The sequence below is a fragment of the Ruegeria sp. YKSE079 genome (assembly GCF_059612845.1).
The window spans coordinates 13,934-33,210 of sequence record NZ_JBXWRJ010000023.1; the positions used below are offsets into that span (position 1 = coordinate 13,934).

A 19,277-nucleotide genomic window follows, 5' to 3' on the forward strand; every position below is an offset into this window, starting at 1 on the left:
CGGGAGATTCTTTCTGAAAGAAAGGATTGAAGCTATAGTGACTATAGCAATTAGTCTTGTTCCAAGACGATTCGAGGAGCGACCCGTTGCAGATGATCGACCCCCTACTTGTACCCACCAAACTACTGGATTTTGATGCCGCGCCTCTTGCGCGTCTAATTGAGAACCGCAGCTGGCGCGGCTTATCCGAATACGATCGGATCGGAGCTGCCTATGATTTCGTTCGGAATGAAATCGCGTTCGGATACAATCGAGCTGACGACATCCCCGCATCCGAAGTGCTTTCCGACGGCTATGGGCAGTGCAATACCAAAAGCACGCTCTTGATGGCGCTGCTGCGTGGTGTCGGCATTCGTTGCCGGTTGCATGGGTTTACGATCCACAAAGGCTTGCAGCGCGGTGTTGTCCCTGAGCTGGTGTATCCGCTTGCTCCGCAGGAAATTCTCCACTCATGGGTCGAGATCGAATTTCAAGGTGCCTGGATCAACCTTGAAGGCTTCATCCTGGATGACGCTTTCCTCGATGTCCTGCAAACGTCATTCTCGGACACAGAAAGTCTCTGCGGTTATGGCGCGGGCACGGATTGCCTTGGCGCGCCTCCCGTCGCCTGGAACGGAGAAGATACCTACATTCAGAAAACCGGCATCGTGCAGGATTTCGGCGTGTTTGATACGCCGGACGCCTTCTATTTTTCCCATGAGCAATCCTTTGGATGGCTGCGTGGTGCCCTTTACCGTCATATCATACGCCACTGGATGAATGCGCGCGTTCGTGGTTTCCGCAGCGACCGCCTCAAGACTGACCGACGCGCGACACACGCGCATGAGGAGCCTGCCAATGCCACATGACCACGGGCACGCGCATATCGATCCGGATTCTGGCGATCGGCGGGTTGCCATCGCGATCTGGGCGAACGGGCTTCTTACCGTTGCGCAAATCGTCGGGGGCATATTGTCGGGCAGCCTGGCACTGATCGCCGATGCGCTGCACAACTTTTCCGATATGGCCTCGCTTGTCATTGCCTTTGCCGCACGCAAGATCGCGCGCCGCCCGGCCGATGAGCGCATGACCTTCGGCTATGGCCGGGTCGAAATCGTCGCGGCCCTGATCAACTACACCACCCTCATCGTGATCGGCTTCTATCTGATCTACGAAGGTGGCATGCGCATGATTGATCCACCCGAAGTCATGGGGTGGACCGTCGTCATTCTCGGTGGAATCGCGCTTGTGGTCGACACGCTGACCGCAATGCTGACCTATTCGATGCAGAAGGGGAGCGTGAACATCCGTGCGCTTTTTCTCCACAACCTTTCGGATGCGCTTGCTTCGGTCGCGGTTATCGTCGCTGGGTCGCTGATCATCCTTTACGACATGCGTTGGGTCGATCCTGCCATCACCATCGGCATCGCGACCTACATCCTGTATCTGTCTTTCACTGAAATAGGCGGCCCAATCCGAACCCTGATGCTCGGGAGCCCGCCGGACATCGACAACGAGGCCGTCGTCGAAGCGATGCGGAAAGTCGAAGGCGTCGCCGACGTCCACCACGTCCATCTCTGGCAAATGCAAGAGCACGAGGCTGCGCTCGACTGTCATGTCGTCGTGGCAGCCGAGGGATGGTCGAAGATCGAAGAGATCAAGAGCGCGATCAAGGAGCGGCTGAAGGAAGAATTCGGCATCAGCCATTCCAGCCTCGAATTCGAGCACGAGGATCGCGCTCATCAGAACGCCGATCTCTACGGTCACGGCAACGCAAGTGAAAAGGAGAAGACCAATGTTCAAGGAAACGCTGACCGAGCGTGATGATGTCATCGGGCTCGTCTGCGAAGGCAAGTTGACGGAGACAGAATTCAAGTAAATGCACGCGCTGCTTCATGAGCGTCTTGGAACAACCGATAATCCGGGTCTGGTTCTCGACCTTACAAGTTTCGAGGGCTACGAAGAGCCTTCGGCGATGCTAGAAGATCTGAAGGTCGACACCGCCCACGCGAACGATTTCGGTCGCATAGCGGTTGTCGGAGAACGCAGATGGATGGAATGGGGCGCACGGGTGGTCAACCTATTGACGGGCTCCGAGTTGCAGTGGTTCGAATCCAGCGATACCGAGTCCGCAATTGCGTGGGCGCGTGACGGGTAGCCAGCGATTCTGCAAGAAAAGGACTCTGGCCTGGAAATTGACATCACATCAGATGCTTCACGATTAATGGAGGAACGGAACGATCTAAATGTAGTCAGCAACATTTGTCTGCTCGGATGAAACAATCCGATGCAGTTTGATGTCGACTTTAGGCTGCATAATAAGTCCCTACGCGCTGAATTCTTCGAAATTTAACATAAACTTCATTATGCGTGACTGACGCTATTTCGTGCCATGGTGTATTGACGACTACGAACACTCGCCCTAGTAGCACCCGCAACACCAAGTACACGGAACTACATGCAAATTGGTCTTCTATCTCTAAGCACCGATTTTCGACTTTTCTGCACCCTCACCTCCGAATGTAACATATATCGCGTGGCGATATTTCGTGCATCGTGTCCGTTTCGCGGGCATGAACTTGCGGGACCGTGTAGCATTGAACATCCAGGACTTGAGACGCGCCCGCGGCCTCAGCCAGGAAGCGCTTGCTCATCAGGCCAACGTAAGCCGCGGTCACATGGGCAGGCTCGAGAACTCGAAGTTCGCAGCCTCCCTCGATCTTCTCGAACGCATCGCCCGGGCGCTGAACGTCGATCCCGAAGAGCTTTTCGCGAGGCGCTAATCCGCTTCCTGAGGCTTTGAACCTGCCCCGACTACGAAAGACAAAACGGCAAGAACAGTACGAGTGGCGCGGGTACATGGCGAAGAGAAAGACAGGCTGGCCCTTCCAGGAAGGGTTTATCATCGACGGAACCAACGAAACTCATGTGTTTACCGACTACCGCTGGGATGATGGAAGCGTGAGCCGCCGCCAGTTTGTGGACCCGGACAGTTACGACCACACGCGTATCATTGTGCGGCCGATTTCACTCGAGCTGCCGGACAACCAGGATCAGTAAGAAAACCACTCTGAGTGGCCCATGTTGCCCTCGTAATCGCCGTATTCGACCATGATGCTGCGAGAATAGAAGTGCCATAGGCCACCACCGCTCGGATAGGCGATCTCCTGACCGCTTTCCGAGATGAAAGTCGCGGGCCAGGGCGTGTGGGATCCGTAGACCCGCTGAATGTAGCGGCAGGTCCGGTTCTCGCGATCGCAGGAGCGGATCGACCAGTCCCACTGACGTGGTTCGTCACGCGGCTCGTAGGAGCGCCCTGTGAACCAGATCACATGGGTCCGGTTCAGCCATTCGTACTCCGGCAGATTAGTGTCGAGCTCGCCCTCCCCGCCGGGTCCATCCAGCTCGACCGGCACATGGGCAAAGGTACAGACCCCGAAGGGCGGCAGGCTCGGCCAGGGCGTGATGCGGCGGATCATGGTGCGATAGGCCCGCGCGCAGACCGCACTCGGGGGGAAACCGCCCGCCATGCAGAGCATGATGGCGCAATCAATGTCATAGGCTTGCGCCTTCTCAGGGGCTCCGAACACCGCCATCACTCCCATTGCAGCTGCCATCACCTGTCGTTTCATGTCGCTCTCCCGCAAAAGTTGCGGCAACTATCGTGCAATATGTATTTTTCTGCAATATGTCGTATTGACTCCATATGACTTTATGGCCTTAGTGTCGTGAAGTAGAAGGGCTCTCGTGGGGAGAGTCCGAACATGCCGATAGCGCGCAACCAGATCCTGATCACCATCGACGGTGTCAAAGACCTGTCCGAGAAGGGCATCGCGTTCCGCTGCCGGTATGAACTCGTGGGGTTCACGGACGATGGCAAGCCGCGCTACCAGTGCATCTACCTGCGCGAGGGCGAGCCGGAAGCCATTCTGGTTTCCACCCGGATCACCCCGCACGGGCCAGAGCCGCGGTATTTCAACATATGGCCGGGGCTCTTCAAACATCATCTCGAGTTCGGTGACGGGCGCGATCTGCGCTTTGGTCCTGACTACAGCATCACCCTCGAGGAGCGCGGCTGACGTCATCGCCTTCGGCCGCGACGGCACGGCGCGGACATCCGGATGGACCTTTCATGGCGAACGACCTGCCTGGGCAGGGCTGGATGATAGCTCTGAGGCCGAAGTCGTTCTGGCCTCGCTGGCGGCCACGCCGCCTTCCAGTCGCGACAACATCCTCTCACTGATCCGCGCCACCGCAGATCGCCACGAGGGAAACCGTGCCCTACGGCAGGTCGGCCTCGACGCGGACGATTGGCTGGTCCTTTTCCAGGCCCTGGTCGAGGCCGAAAGCAGCTACAATCCGACTGCCGTGAGCCCCAAGGGTGCCTATGGTCTTGGCCAGCTGATGCCGGATACTGCCCGTGCACTCGGCGTCGATCCGCGCGATCCGTCCCAGAACCTCGATGGCGCGGCGCGCTACCTGCTCGCGCAGCTCGCCACGTTCAAGGACATCGACCTGGCGCTCGCGGCCTACAATGCCGGGCCGCACCGGGTGGTCGAGTATTCCGACATTCCGCCTTTCACCGAGACCCGCGATTACATCGCGCGCATCCACCGGATCCGGGCCCGGCTGACAGGCGCGGCTGTTGCAGCTCCGGACATCCGTGTCGCGACCCGCGTGCCTGCCCGCGCGCCGGTCGTTATCGAACTTCAATAAAACAAGGGAACTTCGCATGCTTCGACATCGCCTCAGCCGCCTCTTGCCTGTCGCCACAACCCTGGCGGCTTTCGCAACACCCGCTCTCGCGCAAGACTTGTCGCCGATCCAGACCATGCTGGAAACCGTCGAGGCCGCGCTGACCGGTCCGATAGGGATCGCGGTTGCCACGCTCGCGGTCATCGGCACCGGATTCATGTGCATGATGGGACGGCTCAACTGGGGCTGGTTTGCCTCGGTCATCATCGGGATCGTGCTGATCTTCTCGGCCGGCACCATCGTTGACGGCTTCTCCTGAGAACCGAGTAGAGCAGTGGCAGAACGATCCCCCCTCTTTCTGGGCCTCGCCCGTCCGCCCAAGTATCTGGGCCTCCCCGTCGGATACTTGGTGGTTCTGGCGACAGGGGTCGTTCTGCCGTTCATCTGGACCAAGTCGATGGTCTTCTTCCTGATTGGTCTCGTCGCCTATCCCATCCTCTGGTTCGTCGCCGACCGCGAGCCGCATTTCTTCGAGGTCCTGCGCGTCTCCTATGGCTCGGTGCGCCCGACAAAGAACCGGGCCCTGCATGGAGGCGACAGCTTTGGCGCTTGATGCGGGCACACTTTCCACTCACGGAACGGCACTCCTTCAGGCTGGCGGCGGGGAGTTCGCACGGGAGAGCTATCTCGCTGAGCACCTGCCTTATTTTGCCCTCGCCGATGACGATGTCATGGTCCTGCGCGAGGGCGATCTTATGGCCACCCTGCGCCTTGATGGTCTCAATCCGATGACCAGCGAAGACGCCCGGCTCGACGCGCTGAAGCGCGCGGTCGCCGCCATCGTCGCCCAGACCGGCAACGCCTTCGGCTTCTACATCCACCGGATCTCCGTGCCGCAGGATCTCGGGATGCGCCCCATCGAGGGAGACAGCTTTGCCGCCGCGATTGATGCGCGCTGGCAGGCCCATGTCAAAGACCTGCGCCCCGCCAAGCGCCAACTCTATCTCAGCGTGATTCGGCGGCCTGACATTTCGGCGCGCATTCCGCTCCTGCGCGCGCTGGCCCGTAAGGCCTGGGTCAAGGACCGCGCGACACGCCTGCAGGAACTGAACGAAGTCATGGGCTTCTTCGAGGTGGCGCTTGCCTCGGCCAACCCCGTCAGGCTCACGAAGTCGGGCGGTGAATGGCTGGGCTATCTCAATACTCTGAACGCGGGCAGCTTCTCCCCCATCGCCTTCGGGCAAAGCGCCCTGCCCCTCTCGCACACCCTGAGCAATTGCCGCGCGACCTTTGATGGCGATGTCGTCACCCTGACCGACGCCGTGACCGGTCAGGTCAAATACGGCGCGCTCTTCTCGATGAAGACCTATCCGGCACTCACGGATGTCACACTGCTCGACGCGCTCGACCTGCCCCTCGACATCGTGCTGACGAATTCCTTCAGCCCGATCCCGAACAACATCATGGCTGAGCGCATCCAACGGATCATCCGCCAAATGCACGCCTCCGACGACGCCGCCGTCTCCTTGCGTGAACAACTCGGCCAGGCCGCGGACGACCAGGAGGCAGGACGCATCGCCTTTGGCGACCATCACCTCTCCATCGCGGTCTATGCGCCCGACCGCGACATGCTCGAACGCGCCGCCGCCCAGATCAAGCGCGTCGGCCAGGAGATCATGTCTGTCATCGTGCGCGAGACCATGGCGCTGAAAGCCACTTACTTCGCGCAGTCGCCCGGCAATTTCGGCTACCGCGCCCGCAAGACGCCGATCTCCTCGATCAACTTCGCCGACTTCGCAGCCCTGCATGGCAGCGTCGAGGGGCGCGGAACCAACCAGTCCCCGTGGGGCCAGACCATCTCTGTGCTGCCGACGGTCGGCACATCGGGATACCGCTTCAATTTCCATGAGGCGGGCAGCCCGGGCAAGGAGCCCACGGTTGGCCATACGCTCGTTTTGGGCCGTACTGGCACCGGCAAGACGCTGACCACCGCCTTCCTTGCGGCTCAGGCGCAGCGGGTTGGCGCACGGCTCTTCTTTTTCGACAAGGATCGCGGGCTTGAGATGGCCGTCCGCGCCCTTGGTGGCCGCTACAACGAAATCCGCGCAGGCGTTCCCACCGGGTTGAACCCGCTTGCCACCGAGACCGACGAGCGCGGCCGCGCCTGGCTCTCGGACTGGCTGGCGACCCTGCTCACACGAAATGGCACGCTGACGGGCGAACAATCCCGCCATATCCAAAGCGCCGTCGGCCAGAACGCCGATGCAGGCGCGGCGCTGCAGCGCTTCGCCAGTTTCGAGACGCTGTTCCAGTCGCTTGATGATGATGGTGAGCTGCAATCCCGCGTTGCTGAATGGGCGCCGGGTGGGCGCTACGGTTGGGTCTTTGACGAACCCGAACGCGGGGCGGGTCTCAAGCTCACGGGCGATATCGTCGGCTTTGACATGACCGAGATCCTCGACATGACAACCGAGCGCATGGCGGTGCTCTCCTACATCTTCCGCCAGATCGAACGCGTGGTCGAAGATCGCCGCCCCACCATTATCGTGCTCGACGAGGCCTGGAAGCTCCTCGACGATCCGTATTTCGGGGCGCGGCTGGAAAATTGGCTGGTCACGCTTCGCAAGATGAACTGCGTCGTGATCATGATGACGCAGTATCCGAGCCAGCTGCGCGACAGCCGCGTCGGCAAGACCATCGTCGAGACGGTGCCGACGCAGATCCTCTTCCCGAACGACCGCGCCACGGTCTCCGATTACGATTTCCTCCGCGTGAACGCCAAGGAAGCAGCGCTTCTCGTCCAGCCCACCATCGGCCAGCGCATCGCGCTCGTTCGCTCGGCGGACGACAGCGTCTTTGTCGATGCCGATCTCTCTGCGCTCGGAGAGTTGCTGCCCATCCTTGGCGGCGGCGCCACCGGCGAAGCCCGCGTGCCCGCCGATTGGCGCGCCAATCCCGATTTCTGGAGACATGTTCTATGAGTTCGAAACCTCTCCTCGCGCTTTGCGCCGCCGCGAGCCTTCTGGCCGCTTGCGAGAAATACACCGAGAAAACCTCGCCCTGTTTCGGACGCAATGGCGAGCCGCAGGTGACGCGGTCTGCCCTCTCCTTCTCGACCATGGGCGCACCGGTTCGAGAGTCGGCCAAGCCTGACTGCCGTTTTGAGCCCCTGCCCGGTCCGGAATGAGCCGCGCCGCGATCATATCCGCCGGGCTCTGCCTCGGCCTTGGCGCCCTGCCCGCGCTCGCCCAGGGCGTGCCGACGCAGGACAATTTCGCGATCGGGCGCGCCATCGCGCGGGTGACGGCGCTTGCCGAAGATCTGGGCGTCCAGCGGGACAAGGACCGCACCGAGTCCACGCTGGCGGATGTGCAGGCCGACCAGCTGCGCGTCCTCGAGGAAATGACCGCTGCCATCACCGGGCCTGGCTTCGACATCCGTGCGCTCGAGGGCAATGCGGATTTCGGGGTGGCGGCGGTCTACCCGAACACTGACCCGAACCCGATGAACAGCCGCCTTTTCGGCGAGGGCCGCGAGACGGTCGAGATGATGATCGTCGAGGTTGCGGGCGAATTCGCTGGCGCGCCCGGTGTGGCCCGCGCCGGGCTCTCGGCCACGCAGTGGCGCTGCCTCTTCCAGGCCCTGATCAAGCAGGAAAGCCGTTTCAACGTCACCGCACAAAGCCCGGTCGGGGCCTATGGCCTGACCCAGCTCATGCCCGGCACCGCCTCCGATCTTGGTGTCGACCGCTATGACGTGAAAGACAACCTGCGCGGCGGCGCGCGCTACATCACCACGCAGCTCAATCGCTTCGGCAACATCCCCCATGCGCTCGCGGCTTATAACGCGGGCCCTGGTCGGGTCATCGAATATGGCGGCGTGCCGCCCTTTGCCGAAACGCAAGGCTACGTGCGCAACATCTCGAAGTTCTACAACGAATACCTCGCCGTGGTGGGCGGTGCCGACGCGCTCGGCACGCTCTCGCCCTCGGACTTTGCGCTCGCCGAATATGCCAGCATCTCAGAGGCGGGCGTCTATTACGCCGCCGACAGTTCGGCAACGACCGAGCAAGTGATCAACCGCCTCCGCGCGATCATCCTGCAGATCGATGCGCAACCCAACGCCAAGGCGGCCTGGGAGCTCAACACCTACGCCAAGGCTGAGATCGGCCGCATCCTCAATCTCCGCGTCCGGCTGATGGCCGCCAACCAGCAGCGCGAGGCGGCCTATGCGCAGCACCTCGTCGCCGACCGGCTGGCCGAACGCGACTTCATACAGATGGGAGTTCCCGAATGAGACAGCTTCTCTTGACCGTCGCGGCGGTCACCACACTCGGGTTTGCCTCGCCCTCAACGGCCCAGGGCGTACCAACCTTTGATGGCTCGCAGCTTGGTCAACTCGTGGCGCAGCTCGAACACATGGCTGAGGACCTTAACGTCCAGATGCAGCAGCTTGCGACCATGCGGCTGGAGTTGGAAACCCAGCTGTCGCAGCTGACGAACCTCGAGGCGCAACTGACCTCGCTCATCGAGGGCAGCGGGCTCGGTGAACTCTTCGCCACGGTCGAAGAATTCCGCGCGCTGCGCGGCAAGTTGGTCGCCCCACTCAACACCGCGCAGTCGCTGGCGAGTGGCGATTTCCTGAGCGGCTTCAATCCGGGCGCAGAACTCTCAGCCTCGGTCGAGCGCGTGCTTTCGGGCAGCGGCTTCACCTCGGAACGATTGGGGACACTGTCAAGCTCCGACCAGCCCGCCGACAACCGCATCGCCGCTTCTGCCGGGGCCAGCGCCATGCTCTCCGTCGCCGCTCAGGAAAGCCATGAAGAGGCAGGACAAAGCCTCGAACGGCTCGAGACCATGGTCGGGCTCATTGACGATCAGGACGGGCTGAAGGCCGCCGTCGATCTCAACACCCGCGTCACCGCCGAGCTTGGCATCATCCTCACCCAGATCTGGCGGCTGGAAGCAGCACAAGGCGTCAGCGCCGGCCAGCTTGGCGTCGTCGATGCCGCGACCCTCGCGGACGAGCGCAAATTCCGCTCGATGGCGGTGGATCCATGAGACAATCCATGACCCGCAGCTTGGCGCCAATCCTGTCTCTTGGTCTCGCAGCACTTGTCGTGGCCGCCCTGCCCAGTGTTGCGTTGGCCCAGACCCCAAGCACAAACCCTTCCGGCGATACACCCTTCAGCTCGATGGCCATCGCGCGGGATGAGGCCGACACATGCCGTGTCCCAAAACCCCCCGCCGATCTGGCCGAAACCGCCTATCTCCGCAACGGATACCGTGCGATCCTGCGCATCCTGATTGCCGAAGAAACGCTCGCCTCGGAGAGCTGCACCTGCCTGCTGGATCAGTTCCCCTGGGATCAGGCGCTTGACGCCCTGCCCCGGTTCCAGACCTCGGACAACCCGCGCCTGCCGTTCAAGGTGCTCGATCTCTACGCGCAAGCCGACGCGCTCGAGGCGCAAATCGCGGAGGCATGTGAGGAGTAGATGGGGGTCATTCGCGACATCCTTGGCCAAGTCGACGCCGCGGTGAACACCGTGGCGCAGGACGGCTTTGTCTCCTCGGCGGCCTCGGTCGGTAATGTAATCTCGGCGGGCGCGACGCTCCTTGTCGTCCTCCTCGGCATCAACGCCGTGATGCAACTCCGCCCCCTGCCCTTCGGTACCGGCTTTGCTTTCGGCATGAAGATCGCGCTCGTGGGGATATTCGCGCAGAGCTGGGATAATTTCAGTGTCATCTATGGCATCGCTACGCAGGTGCCCGATTCCGTCGGCGCCTCGATCCTGGCGCTCACCGGCTCGGGCGACGAGGCCGGGGTCTATGAGAGCCTCGACAACATGGTCGCCCGCATCACCGCCTATGGCGACACGATCGGGGATCGCGCGGGCTGGGTTTTCGGCGCGGTCCTGGGCGCGATCTTCTTCGTCCTCTCCGCCGTCTTCGCCGCCGTCACCGCCGGGATCATCGCCTTCGCCCGCATCGTCTTCGCGCTGATGATCGTGATCGCCCCTTTCATGATCGTGACCTCGCTCTTCAAACCGACCCAATCCCTCTTCGAGGCCTGGACCCGCGCCACTATCGGCTACGCGCTCATGCCGGTCGCCGCCGCAGGCGCCGCGGGCATCATCGTTGCCATCGCCGAGGCCATCGGGGACGCCTCCGCCGATCCCGGCGATGTCGAGACCGTCAGTCTCATCCTGCCCTTTCTCGTCATCCTGATCCTCAGCGCCGGGATCATGGCCTCCGTGCCCTACATCGCCTCCAACCTCACCGGCGTGGTCGGCATTGCCTCGAATGCCGTGGGCCTGACCGGGCTCGCGCGGCAGGGTTTCGTGAACACGCGGGAGTATGGCACGGGTGCCGCCTCGCGCCTCGTCACCGGCAAGTCCCCGCATGAGCTGAACCAGATAGCCAATGCGGGCGTGGTGAAGACAGGTGAGTTGATCCGGCAAAGCCCCGGCGCGCTACTCAGCGCCGCCAAGGCCTTCCGCAAACCCTGATGTGAAAGACGACTGACTTGAAGAAACTTGTGACCAGTTCTCCCGCACCTGACCGCGACGCTTTCGAGGCGGATTTCATCTACGGGCCGCGGCGGCGCGAGCGTTTCGCCTGGTTCGTCGCGGCGGCCGGCGTGCTGGTTGGTGTCGCTGGCATGGTCGCGGGCGCGAGCCTCTTTCCGCTCAAATCGACCGAGACCTTCGTGGTCGTGGTCGACAAGGAGACTGGCGAGATGGACCGGGTCGCGGCCGTCCAGGCCCTGACGCTCTCGGAAAGCGACGCCATCATCCAGGCCAACCTCGTAGCTTACGTCGATGACCGCGAGACCTATGACCTGACCGATGGCGAGCAACGCATCAACTCGGTGCTCGACCGCTCAGATGGCGATGCCGCTCGCACATTGCGCGATCTCTGGTCCTCTACCAATGAGGACTACCCGATCACCGTCTATGGGCGCGACGCCAAGATCGAGGTGGTGATCAAATCGGTGAACCAGATCGAGCGCGGCGTGGCCCAGGTCCGTTTCACCCGCACGCTGCGTCGGCCGCGCGACACCCGCACCGTGACCCGGTCTTACGTGGCCACCGTCGGCTACGACTTCCAACCCGAAACCCGCCAGCGCCTTCAGGACGTCTGGGCCAACCCCTTGGGCTTCGTGGTGACTTCCTACCGCGTCGACGCCGAGACCCTGGAGAACTGACCAAGATGAAATCCCTGCCCGCGCTCCTCCTGGCGCTTGCCCTTCCTCTTGCCGCCAATGCCGAGGCCACGCCGCAAGGCGGCCCGCTCGACATCCGCATCCGCACCGCCGTCTACAATGAAAACCAGGTCTACCGGATCGAGACCGATCTGCGGCATTCGACCACGATTCATTTCGGGGCGGGGGAACGGTTCGAGGCGGTGATTGTCGGCGACACCGAGAGCTTCCAGGTTGATCCGATCCCCGAGCTTGGCAATGTGCTCACGATCAAACCGCATGTGGCCAATGCCTCGACCAACATGACGGTGATCACCAACCGCCGCACCTATTCCTTCCATCTGCGCGAGGGCTCGATCCCGAACCGCACCGGCATGTTCTTCGAGGTGCGCTTCCGTTACCCCGACGAGGAGCGCCGCGCGGCGAGTGCCACCCAGCCCAAGGGCTTTGAGGCCCCGCGCAACTACAACTACCGCGTCTCGGGAGAAGGGGATTTCCGCCCCAGCCATATCTACGACGACGGGCGCTACACGTATTTCGTCTTTCCGGAGAATGGCCGCCAGCCCGCCCTTTTCAAGGCCGATGACCAGGGCCGCGAGCGCACGGTGAACTGGACCCAGCAAGGCAACACCGTCCGGGTGCTCGGGGTGAACACCTACTGGACGCTGCGCATCGGCGACGAGGCGATCTGCGCCTGGCGCGACGAAAGCGCGATCTACGTGAGCAACTGACCATGGCCGATCAAACCCCTCCCGACCTGCAGGACCGTCTCGACCACTTCAGCCAGCGCGGCAAATCCAAACGCCGGGGCACCAGCCTCGGGGTCGGTGCCCTCGCCGCCGCCCTCGCCGTCGGCGGGGCCGGGGTCGCGTATTTCCTGGCGACCGGCCTGCAAGAGGGCGATAGCGCGCTCGAAACCTCCGACGTCGAAACCTTCCAGGACCGCCGGCCCGGCACCGGCGGGCGGCTGGAGTTTCCACCCGACGAGACCGAGCAACGGGTCAATGACGCGCTGATCGCCGTCGAGGAAGCCCTCGACGTACCAGCCGCCCCGGCCCCCGAGCCAAGCGCCGAGGTGTTGGCCGAGATCGCCAAGCTCCGCGAGGCCCTCGCCGCCAGCCAGGCCGCCCGCAACTCGGAAATCCAATCCGCCGTTTCGGACCTGCGCGAGGCCTTCGATGAACAGAAGGCGGCGCTTGAAGCGACGCTCGCCGCCAAGGAAACCGAACTCGCTAACCTCCAACGCCAGACCGAGACCCGCATCGAAGGGCTGCAGGCCATGCTCGATGCCGAACGGGCGCAGCGCGAGGGGCTCGAGGCCGAGCTTGACCGCGAAGGGCTGATTGCCGATCAGCGGCTTCTCGAAGAACGCCGGCGTCAGGAAGAGGAGCAGCGCCAGCGCGAGGCTGAACGGGTCGCCGAGGAGCTTCTGACCGCGCAGATCAAATCCCCCGCCGTAGTCTTTGCCGACGGTCCACGGGGTGGCCAAAGTGGCGCGGCGGTCGCCGATCCTGCTGCCGCTGGAACCGGGGGCCCGGTCCTGTCAGGAAACGAGCAGTTCCTGCAGAGTGCGCGGCCGCTCGAGGTGCAGGAGGCCGCCCGCCTCACCCATCCCGAACGCACGTTGACCCAAGGGTCTGTCATCCAGGCGGCGCTCCAGACCGCCATCAACAGCGATCTGCCCGGGTCTGTCGTGGCGGTGGTCTCCGAGCCGGTCCCGGCCTTCTCCGGGGACCGGATCCTGATCCCCCGGGGCTCCCGCCTTTTTGGCCAATACCGCTCCGGGATCGAGATGAACCAGAAGCGCATCCTGATCCTCTGGACCCGCGTCCTGACCCCGGACGGTACCTCGATGGAGATCGCCGCCGTGGGCGGCGATCAGCTTGGCCGCTCGGGCCTAACCGGTCTCGTTGACACCAAGTTTGCCGAGCGCTTCGGCGGAGCTGCACTGATTTCCGTGATCGGAGCCGCGCCTGCGGTGGCGGCGGAAAGCGCCAACAATGAAACCACCAGCATCGTCCTGGGCGATGTTGGCAGCGATCTTCAGGACGCGGTCGGATCGGTCATCGCCGACCAGGTGTCGATCGCGCCGACGATCTATGTCGATCAAGGCGCGTCGGTCACCGTGCTCGTGGACCGGGATGTGGTGATTTACTGATGGATCAGGCATCACCAGCCTCATACCTCGAGCGCTATCTCGACCCGTTCCGCGACCTCCTAAGGCGTGACGACGTGGTCGAGATCGCGATCAACCCGGATGGCAAGGTCTGGCTCGAGGTCGCGGGCGACGCCACCATGCGCCACGACGGCCAGACCGTGGACCGGACCACAGCCCTCAACATGGCCCAGACCATCGTCGGCGACGCCAAGGCCCGCGTCTCTGAAAAGAACCCCCTCGTCTCCGGCAAGGTGGAATATGCGGGCCGTCCCCTCCGGGTCCAGGTTGCCGTACCGCCCGCCATCGATCGCGGCGCCTCGATCACCATCCGCCTCTTCGCGTCGGGCAGCGTCCGAGACTACACACCCACCTATCTCTTCGGCAAGGCCGTCTCGCTCGATGCACTCCGCGCCGAGAAGATGAAGAACATTGCCAGTCTCGCCGAGGAGAACCTCGAGGCGGCGCTGCGGACTCTGGTCGAGGCCCAGCTCAATGTCCTGATCAGTGGCGGCACCTCGACCGGCAAGACCACCTTCGCCCGGCACCTTCTGACGCATGTAAACGAACACGAACGGCTGATCACCATCGAAGACGCCTTCGAACTCTTCCCCGGCCAACCAAACACCGTCGCTCTCCTGGCCGACCGAGGTGCCGGTTCACAACGCAGCGCCAACGCCCTCCTCCAAGCCTCCCTCCGCATGCGCCCCGACCGGATCATCGTCGGCGAGCTGCGCGGCGCCGAGGCCCTGACTTATCTCGAGGCCATCAACACCGGCCATGGCGGGTCGGTCTCCACCATCCACGCTGAAACCGCTGCACTTGCCATCGATCGGCTTGCGATCATGGTGCTGCAGGCTGGCACGCCGCTGACCTTCGCCGAAGTTCGGGAATATATCCGGAAATCCATCGATGTAATCGTGCAGCTGGGGCGGGCCGAAGGGAAGCGGGGGATTACGGAATTCTATCTGCCGGGGTCTTGAAAGCCCCAGAACAAAAGCGCTGAGCGGGTTTGCGACAGCGCGACGCTGGCCTTGCCTTCCAATACCCGAAGCGGACTTCTTTAGGGCGGTGAATTGGTAATTCCCCCCACAAAAACATGGGATTAACAGCTAAATAGAGGAGTTTCTCGACCCTAGCGTTCCTCGCCAGAGCCGGCTTGCTCATCAAACATTATGCGCCGACCTCGCCGCAAGTCACCTGTAATTCGTCAGTTCGCTGTGGAAGGGATTGCTATCGCGACACTTCTGACAATCTGCGCTGCACTCCGCCCGTGGGTGGGCATCTGAACCGCCCAGGGAAACGGTGGCGACGCCGAACGCTCGTACTGGTAGACCAGCACCTCGGGATGCAGCCTGTCATCGAGGTGCCGGCCCAGAGTGAATACAACGCTGTTGGGGGCTGCGATGAACAGGTGAACGCGTTTGACCCCTTTCGCCATGAGGTCACCCAGAAGATCCGTGAAGTCTTTCGCCATGGCAGATTGCTTGTCGGCAGACCAGTGCGCCGTCGTGCTCACAGTTGGCAAAGCGAGGCGGATCAGAGGCATATCACCGAGAGTCGCCCTGATACCGTCTGCGTCCGACGGGTAGGAAACAGCGACGGCCAAAGCTACCTCCGGAACATCGTCCTTCAGACCTTCGTCTCCGAAAACGCCGAACCGGTCTCCGTCATCTTCGCCGTCAGGTTCGCGCCATTTTTCTGCGAAACGATCCCAGTCCATCACGGTGAGACCGGCTTCATTGCCAACCATCATACCGGTCAGGAACGTCAGCGGAACCGGAGCCATGCCACCGTAGACCAGCCTGACGTTGCCAGGACCCGCCGCATCACGCTTCTGACGAAGCTGTTGCCGCAACCCGGCAATCTGTGAGAGTGCATCTTCGGGACTGCTGATCTGACTCGTTGAGGTCGACTGCCGGTGGTCGACCGGCAGGAGATCGATACGGCCTTTCAGGTGCTTCGGCACGGCAGAGGCAAGGGGAGTATCAACGGTCTGGTGCAGCCCGCGGTGCTCCAGCACAACCACGCTCTGCTTCCTGAGCTGCCGCCGGTCGGCGATGTGATCGATCACACCAAGGACACCCCCCGCAGCGAGGAGCAGAATGCCGAGGAAGACGGTGATCTGGGACCAGTAGACCGATAGCCCGCCACCATCCGCCTGCACGACCAGCCGCAGGACGCGGTCCGCATCGATCCAGGAAAGATCACCGGCCAGCCCGCCGACGCCCAACCCGGCGACGATCAATGTGACACCGGCACGCAGCAACCTCGACGGCCAGGACGGGAACCGGAAGACATAGGTGATCAATCCATCGAAAAACCGGTCACCATGTTTGCGCCAGAACGACATGTCTTCAGCCTCCGGATCAGCCAATATTTACGATGAACTGACCGCTGCGCGCGGCCAGTTTGCCATTCTTCACAATGAAACACTCAATGCTGTGCTGGCCCCGATAGAGGGCGCTCTCAGAATGGGACAGACCTCCCCGGACCGCCGCGTCCGGGCTGAAGCCCCCACGCAGGCAATCCGCATCCTCGGCTTCCCTTCCGGTGTTCACGATCTGCCAGTAGACCTTGAAACGCCCGGTCACCGTTGTGTCCGCCTCAAAGCGCAGGCTGCAATTTCTGGGAAGCGGCGCGCCATTGCTCACGAAGCTCTGCGGCCTGAATCCCTGCTGCGTGAAGCTCGCCGTACGAATAGTCACGCTACCTTCCGCAGCCTGCGGCCATCGCGGTCTTCGCATATAGGCTGGCGCAAGGACGAGATTCACCGCACGGACCAGCCGCGCGGGAACACCCGGTTTCCTGGCCGGATTGCGACGGCCCAGTGCGCGTTCGACCAGCCCCTGCCCCATGCGTTCGCTGAGGACGGCGCCAACACCGTCGGCAGTGAGAGCCTGGTGTGCCGATGCAAAATCGCTGCGGGCCTGCTGAAGCCACTCATGGAATGCGTCCCGGCGTTCGGAGTGCTCCTCCCACTTGTCAGCAAAATTTTCCTCGGGGTCGGCCGGGTTTTCGAGCCAGTCCACGCCATTGCGACGGGTAATATACCGGTCCATTCCGTGAAGGATCGAGAACAGCGCATCGGAGAGGCGTTCCTCCTGGTTATAGGCATGTGCAGCAAGGGTCGTGATCAGGATGGAGATCGGCTTGTCATCCGGCCGGTCGCTGAACATGAGATCGCGATGGCGTTTAAGGATCTGGATAGCGCCCTGCAGAGGGGTACGCACCCGCCATGCAGGAACATCCTCAACGCTGGCCTGCATCCTGCGCGCCTCGTTGAGAGCACGACTTCTGAACGCCTGGCCCATCCGATCGCGAAACCAGAGCGCATAGCCTTTGGGATTGCTGCGCGGCCAGCGGCCGCCTTCCTGCCGGAAGCCGTCGTGTTCCTTGTCTGTGATCGCGAGCGCAGTTGCCCCCAGTCGGGCAAGCGCGGGGCCCGCTTCACTCAGATAGCGCCGCTTCTCGAAGTCAGGCACCGCAGGCAGAACATCCATGTGAAACTGTGCGCCATCTGCGTAGACCAGGGTCCAGCAACGGCGCCCGTCTTCGGGTTTGCTCATGCCATATCGCCGGGCATAGGCTTTGACTTCGACGCCGACGCGACGTTTCAGCTCTGCCTGGGTCAGTGCCGACTTCTCGTAATCGAGGCGGCAGACCATATCGATGTCATAGTCTTCTTCGTCTGACGCGGGCCGTATTGCAGTCCCCAGCCGAAATGAACCCTGCACATACACGTCGGGACTGTCATCCCGAACAGTCGAGTCCGGCCGGTGCAACCACTCGCCGAGCGACTTGTAACTGCGCTCAGCCTGTTCATACCGACCGGGCGGGACCTGAAGCTCCTCAACTAAGTCTTCCAATAATTGATCAACAGGCCTGGTATTCGTCAAAGGGAATTCCATTATATTAAACCACCATACGGTGCTTATGCCCGTCGTCTACTGATTTGGCGAAGGCAGGGCTGAGTAGAAGAGAGGCGGCCAATCCCGCGAAGGTATGAAAATTTGCGCTCGGTGATTTACAATGGCCTAAGCGCTAATCTTGATCGTTGGCTCGAACCCCTTCCCCGGTTTTTGATCGTAGATCACCAAAGGCAGATCGGCTTTGGGCATTCGAGAGCGACCCGTTTCGACAGCCGCGGAAGCCGGAAGAACAGGAAATACGTTGATAGTCGCATCCTCGCCGTGGTGGGCCTTGATCCGATCAAAGAGCCTGCGAAGGTGAGTCTTATAGATTGCAAGATCGTCCTGTCTTCGCATGATGTCGTTATGAGGATCCTCTGCCGTGATCGACCAGATTGCAGCGTTATCGCCCAGAACCGAGCGAATTCTCTGATCATCTACGGTCGCGCTGAGCGCCAGCTTGAGGGCGACTGGTACGTCCTTCGGCCCAGAGTACTCGCCAATTTTGAAATTTATCGACGGCTGGTGGAGTTGCCATTTCCAAGTAGATGGCTCGCGATATTTTTGGTGAACACACACGGGCATGATGTCACCCAGCAATGTACCGAGCTCAATGAGAAGAGGCTGCGGAGCAAGCGCAAACACACTCAACTGAAGGATCTCCTTCTGCTCTATCCGCTCCTTCACCTTGCGTTGAAACTGACGATGCAGATGCGCGCTTTGCATGCCCCAAAATCCCGGTTCATCATCCTTGATTTCGGAATTTAGCTCGATGTCGATGGTTCGTCGCTCCGCCGGATGTCTGTCGGGAGGCATAGCGGCAAAGATGGCTTTGGTGGAAACCAGCGAGTCCATCTGGCCGATAGTTGCCGCGAAACGGAGCACATGAGCTGCGCGGTCAGAGTCCATATCTGTAACAGTCTCGATCCGCTCTTCGTGCTCGCGCTTCATTGCCACGAGCGTTTCTTCCGGATAGTCGTCCACGTGATCTACGTCGATTTCCTTGTGATGGACGGGACACATTAGCATCAGGTTGCTGATGTCGCGGGCGAGAAGTGGCGAACGGACTTTGTCACCCCTCGGACCATTCTCGCTATCTGCCACAATATGCGCGATGAAACCGAACTTTCCGTCTTCCTTGCCAGCGATTAGATCCCCGACAAGGAGCTTGTTGCATCCTGAAAATTCACATCGACCCGCCGCCAAAGCCCACAATTGGGTCTGAATCTTGGCCGGGATGTTTGAACTAGACAATTTTCTGCTCCATTTTTGAATAGTGCCGCCACAGCGAGTTACGATGGGATGGTCAGTCGAGGACCCAACCAATTTCAGGC

Annotated in this window: 23 protein-coding genes; 19 read left to right on the plus strand and 4 right to left on the minus strand. The window is 61.7% G+C overall.

What is annotated here, in order from left to right:
* Nucleotides 1-92 precede the first annotated feature (92 nt).
* The 5 genes from AC2FMY_RS18280 (at nt 93) to AC2FMY_RS18300 (ending at nt 3,039) form a co-directional block, all read left to right on the plus strand.
* The gene (locus AC2FMY_RS18280) at nt 93-848 is read left to right on the plus strand and encodes a transglutaminase-like domain-containing protein (protein ID WP_026155634.1); all 756 of its coding nucleotides are present in this window, start codon (nt 93-95) and stop codon (nt 846-848) included.
* A complete protein-coding gene (locus tag AC2FMY_RS18285; protein ID WP_010138164.1) occupies nt 838-1,803 on the plus strand; it encodes a cation diffusion facilitator family transporter in 966 nt (321 codons plus the stop codon). Before AC2FMY_RS18280 ends, AC2FMY_RS18285 begins: the two co-directional genes overlap by 11 nt.
* 55 nt (nt 1,804-1,858) lie before the next feature.
* A complete protein-coding gene (locus AC2FMY_RS18290; protein WP_018001726.1) occupies nt 1,859-2,137 on the plus strand; it encodes a SpoIIAA family protein in 279 nt (92 codons plus the stop codon).
* Between the two features lie 439 nt (nt 2,138-2,576).
* On the plus strand, nt 2,577-2,762 hold the full coding sequence (locus AC2FMY_RS18295) for a helix-turn-helix transcriptional regulator (RefSeq protein WP_245706614.1): 186 nt from the start codon (nt 2,577-2,579) through the stop codon (nt 2,760-2,762).
* Between the two features lie 76 nt (nt 2,763-2,838).
* Nucleotides 2,839-3,039, plus strand: a complete 201-nt coding sequence (locus AC2FMY_RS18300) for a hypothetical protein (RefSeq protein ID WP_093037060.1) — start codon at nt 2,839-2,841, stop codon at nt 3,037-3,039.
* Here the strand turns inward: AC2FMY_RS18300 and AC2FMY_RS18305 are convergent.
* Nucleotides 3,033-3,611 (minus strand): hypothetical protein, encoded by a 579-nt coding sequence (locus AC2FMY_RS18305; protein ID WP_350080798.1) that lies wholly within the window; start codon nt 3,609-3,611, stop codon nt 3,033-3,035. The genes AC2FMY_RS18300 and AC2FMY_RS18305 overlap by 7 nt on opposite strands.
* Before the next feature lie 132 nt (nt 3,612-3,743).
* Here AC2FMY_RS18305 and AC2FMY_RS18310 point away from each other — a divergent pair, with 132 nt between their 5' ends.
* Genes AC2FMY_RS18310 through virB11 form a run of 14 tightly spaced genes read left to right on the plus strand, consistent with a single transcriptional unit; the run spans nt 3,744 to nt 15,015 of the window.
* Nucleotides 3,744-4,058 (plus strand): hypothetical protein, encoded by a 315-nt coding sequence (locus AC2FMY_RS18310; protein WP_008335576.1) that lies wholly within the window; start codon nt 3,744-3,746, stop codon nt 4,056-4,058.
* Nucleotides 3,997-4,695: a lytic transglycosylase domain-containing protein gene (locus AC2FMY_RS18315; protein ID WP_496807852.1), complete on the plus strand. Its 699-nt coding sequence runs from the start codon at nt 3,997-3,999 to the stop codon at nt 4,693-4,695. The genes AC2FMY_RS18310 and AC2FMY_RS18315 overlap by 62 nt, the downstream gene beginning before the upstream one ends.
* 16 nt (nt 4,696-4,711) lie before the next feature.
* Nucleotides 4,712-4,993 carry a TrbC/VirB2 family protein gene (locus AC2FMY_RS18320; RefSeq protein WP_040181317.1) on the plus strand — a complete coding sequence of 94 codons (282 nt, stop codon included), beginning with the start codon at nt 4,712-4,714 and terminating at the stop codon, nt 4,991-4,993.
* Between the two features lie 15 nt (nt 4,994-5,008).
* Nucleotides 5,009-5,287 carry a VirB3 family type IV secretion system protein gene (locus tag AC2FMY_RS18325; RefSeq protein ID WP_038070148.1) on the plus strand — a complete coding sequence of 93 codons (279 nt, stop codon included), beginning with the start codon at nt 5,009-5,011 and terminating at the stop codon, nt 5,285-5,287.
* On the plus strand, nt 5,262-7,655 hold the full coding sequence (locus AC2FMY_RS18330; protein ID WP_496807853.1) for a VirB4 family type IV secretion/conjugal transfer ATPase: 2,394 nt from the start codon (nt 5,262-5,264) through the stop codon (nt 7,653-7,655). The genes AC2FMY_RS18325 and AC2FMY_RS18330 overlap by 26 nt, the downstream gene beginning before the upstream one ends.
* Complete coding sequence (locus AC2FMY_RS18335; RefSeq protein WP_496807854.1) at nt 7,652-7,861, plus strand: hypothetical protein; 210 nt, start codon at nt 7,652-7,654, stop codon at nt 7,859-7,861. The genes AC2FMY_RS18330 and AC2FMY_RS18335 overlap by 4 nt, the downstream gene beginning before the upstream one ends.
* Nucleotides 7,858-8,970, plus strand: coding sequence for a lytic transglycosylase domain-containing protein (locus AC2FMY_RS18340; protein ID WP_496807855.1), 1,113 nt, complete (start codon nt 7,858-7,860; stop codon nt 8,968-8,970). Before AC2FMY_RS18335 ends, AC2FMY_RS18340 begins: the two co-directional genes overlap by 4 nt.
* Nucleotides 8,967-9,734: a type IV secretion system protein gene (locus AC2FMY_RS18345; protein ID WP_350080811.1), complete on the plus strand. Its 768-nt coding sequence runs from the start codon at nt 8,967-8,969 to the stop codon at nt 9,732-9,734. The genes AC2FMY_RS18340 and AC2FMY_RS18345 overlap by 4 nt, the downstream gene beginning before the upstream one ends.
* Before the next feature lie 8 nt (nt 9,735-9,742).
* Nucleotides 9,743-10,168, plus strand: a complete 426-nt coding sequence (locus AC2FMY_RS18350; protein WP_088726006.1) for a hypothetical protein — start codon at nt 9,743-9,745, stop codon at nt 10,166-10,168.
* Nucleotides 10,169-11,182, plus strand: a complete 1,014-nt coding sequence (locus AC2FMY_RS18355; RefSeq protein WP_496807856.1) for a TrbL/VirB6 family protein — start codon at nt 10,169-10,171, stop codon at nt 11,180-11,182.
* A 17-nt stretch (nt 11,183-11,199) separates the two neighbouring features.
* Nucleotides 11,200-11,880 carry a VirB8 family type IV secretion system protein gene (locus AC2FMY_RS18360; RefSeq protein WP_103911898.1) on the plus strand — a complete coding sequence of 227 codons (681 nt, stop codon included), beginning with the start codon at nt 11,200-11,202 and terminating at the stop codon, nt 11,878-11,880.
* A gap of 5 nt (nt 11,881-11,885) precedes the next feature.
* The gene (locus tag AC2FMY_RS18365; protein WP_284376276.1) at nt 11,886-12,608 is read left to right on the plus strand and encodes a TrbG/VirB9 family P-type conjugative transfer protein; all 723 of its coding nucleotides are present in this window, start codon (nt 11,886-11,888) and stop codon (nt 12,606-12,608) included.
* A 2-nt stretch (nt 12,609-12,610) separates the two neighbouring features.
* Entirely contained in the window at nt 12,611-14,035 is a 1,425-nt protein-coding gene (locus AC2FMY_RS18370) for a TrbI/VirB10 family protein (protein WP_496807857.1), read from the plus strand.
* Nucleotides 14,035-15,015: a P-type DNA transfer ATPase VirB11 gene (virB11, locus tag AC2FMY_RS18375; RefSeq protein ID WP_284376280.1), complete on the plus strand. Its 981-nt coding sequence runs from the start codon at nt 14,035-14,037 to the stop codon at nt 15,013-15,015. The genes AC2FMY_RS18370 and virB11 overlap by 1 nt, the downstream gene beginning before the upstream one ends.
* 227 nt (nt 15,016-15,242) lie before the next feature.
* On the opposite strand, the gene AC2FMY_RS18380 is transcribed toward virB11, so the two are convergent.
* The 3 genes from AC2FMY_RS18380 to AC2FMY_RS18390 form a co-directional block, all read right to left on the minus strand.
* Entirely contained in the window at nt 15,243-16,385 is a 1,143-nt protein-coding gene (locus AC2FMY_RS18380; protein ID WP_138865838.1) for an SAVED domain-containing protein, read from the minus strand.
* Nucleotides 16,386-16,401: 16 nt separating this feature from the next.
* On the minus strand, nt 16,402-17,943 hold the full coding sequence (locus AC2FMY_RS18385) for a nucleotide-binding domain-containing protein (RefSeq protein WP_496807858.1): 1,542 nt from the start codon (nt 17,941-17,943) through the stop codon (nt 16,402-16,404).
* A 126-nt stretch (nt 17,944-18,069) separates the two neighbouring features.
* Nucleotides 18,070-19,197 (minus strand): SAVED domain-containing protein, encoded by a 1,128-nt coding sequence (locus AC2FMY_RS18390; protein WP_138865836.1) that lies wholly within the window; start codon nt 19,195-19,197, stop codon nt 18,070-18,072.
* Between the last annotated feature and the right edge of the window lie 80 nt (nt 19,198-19,277).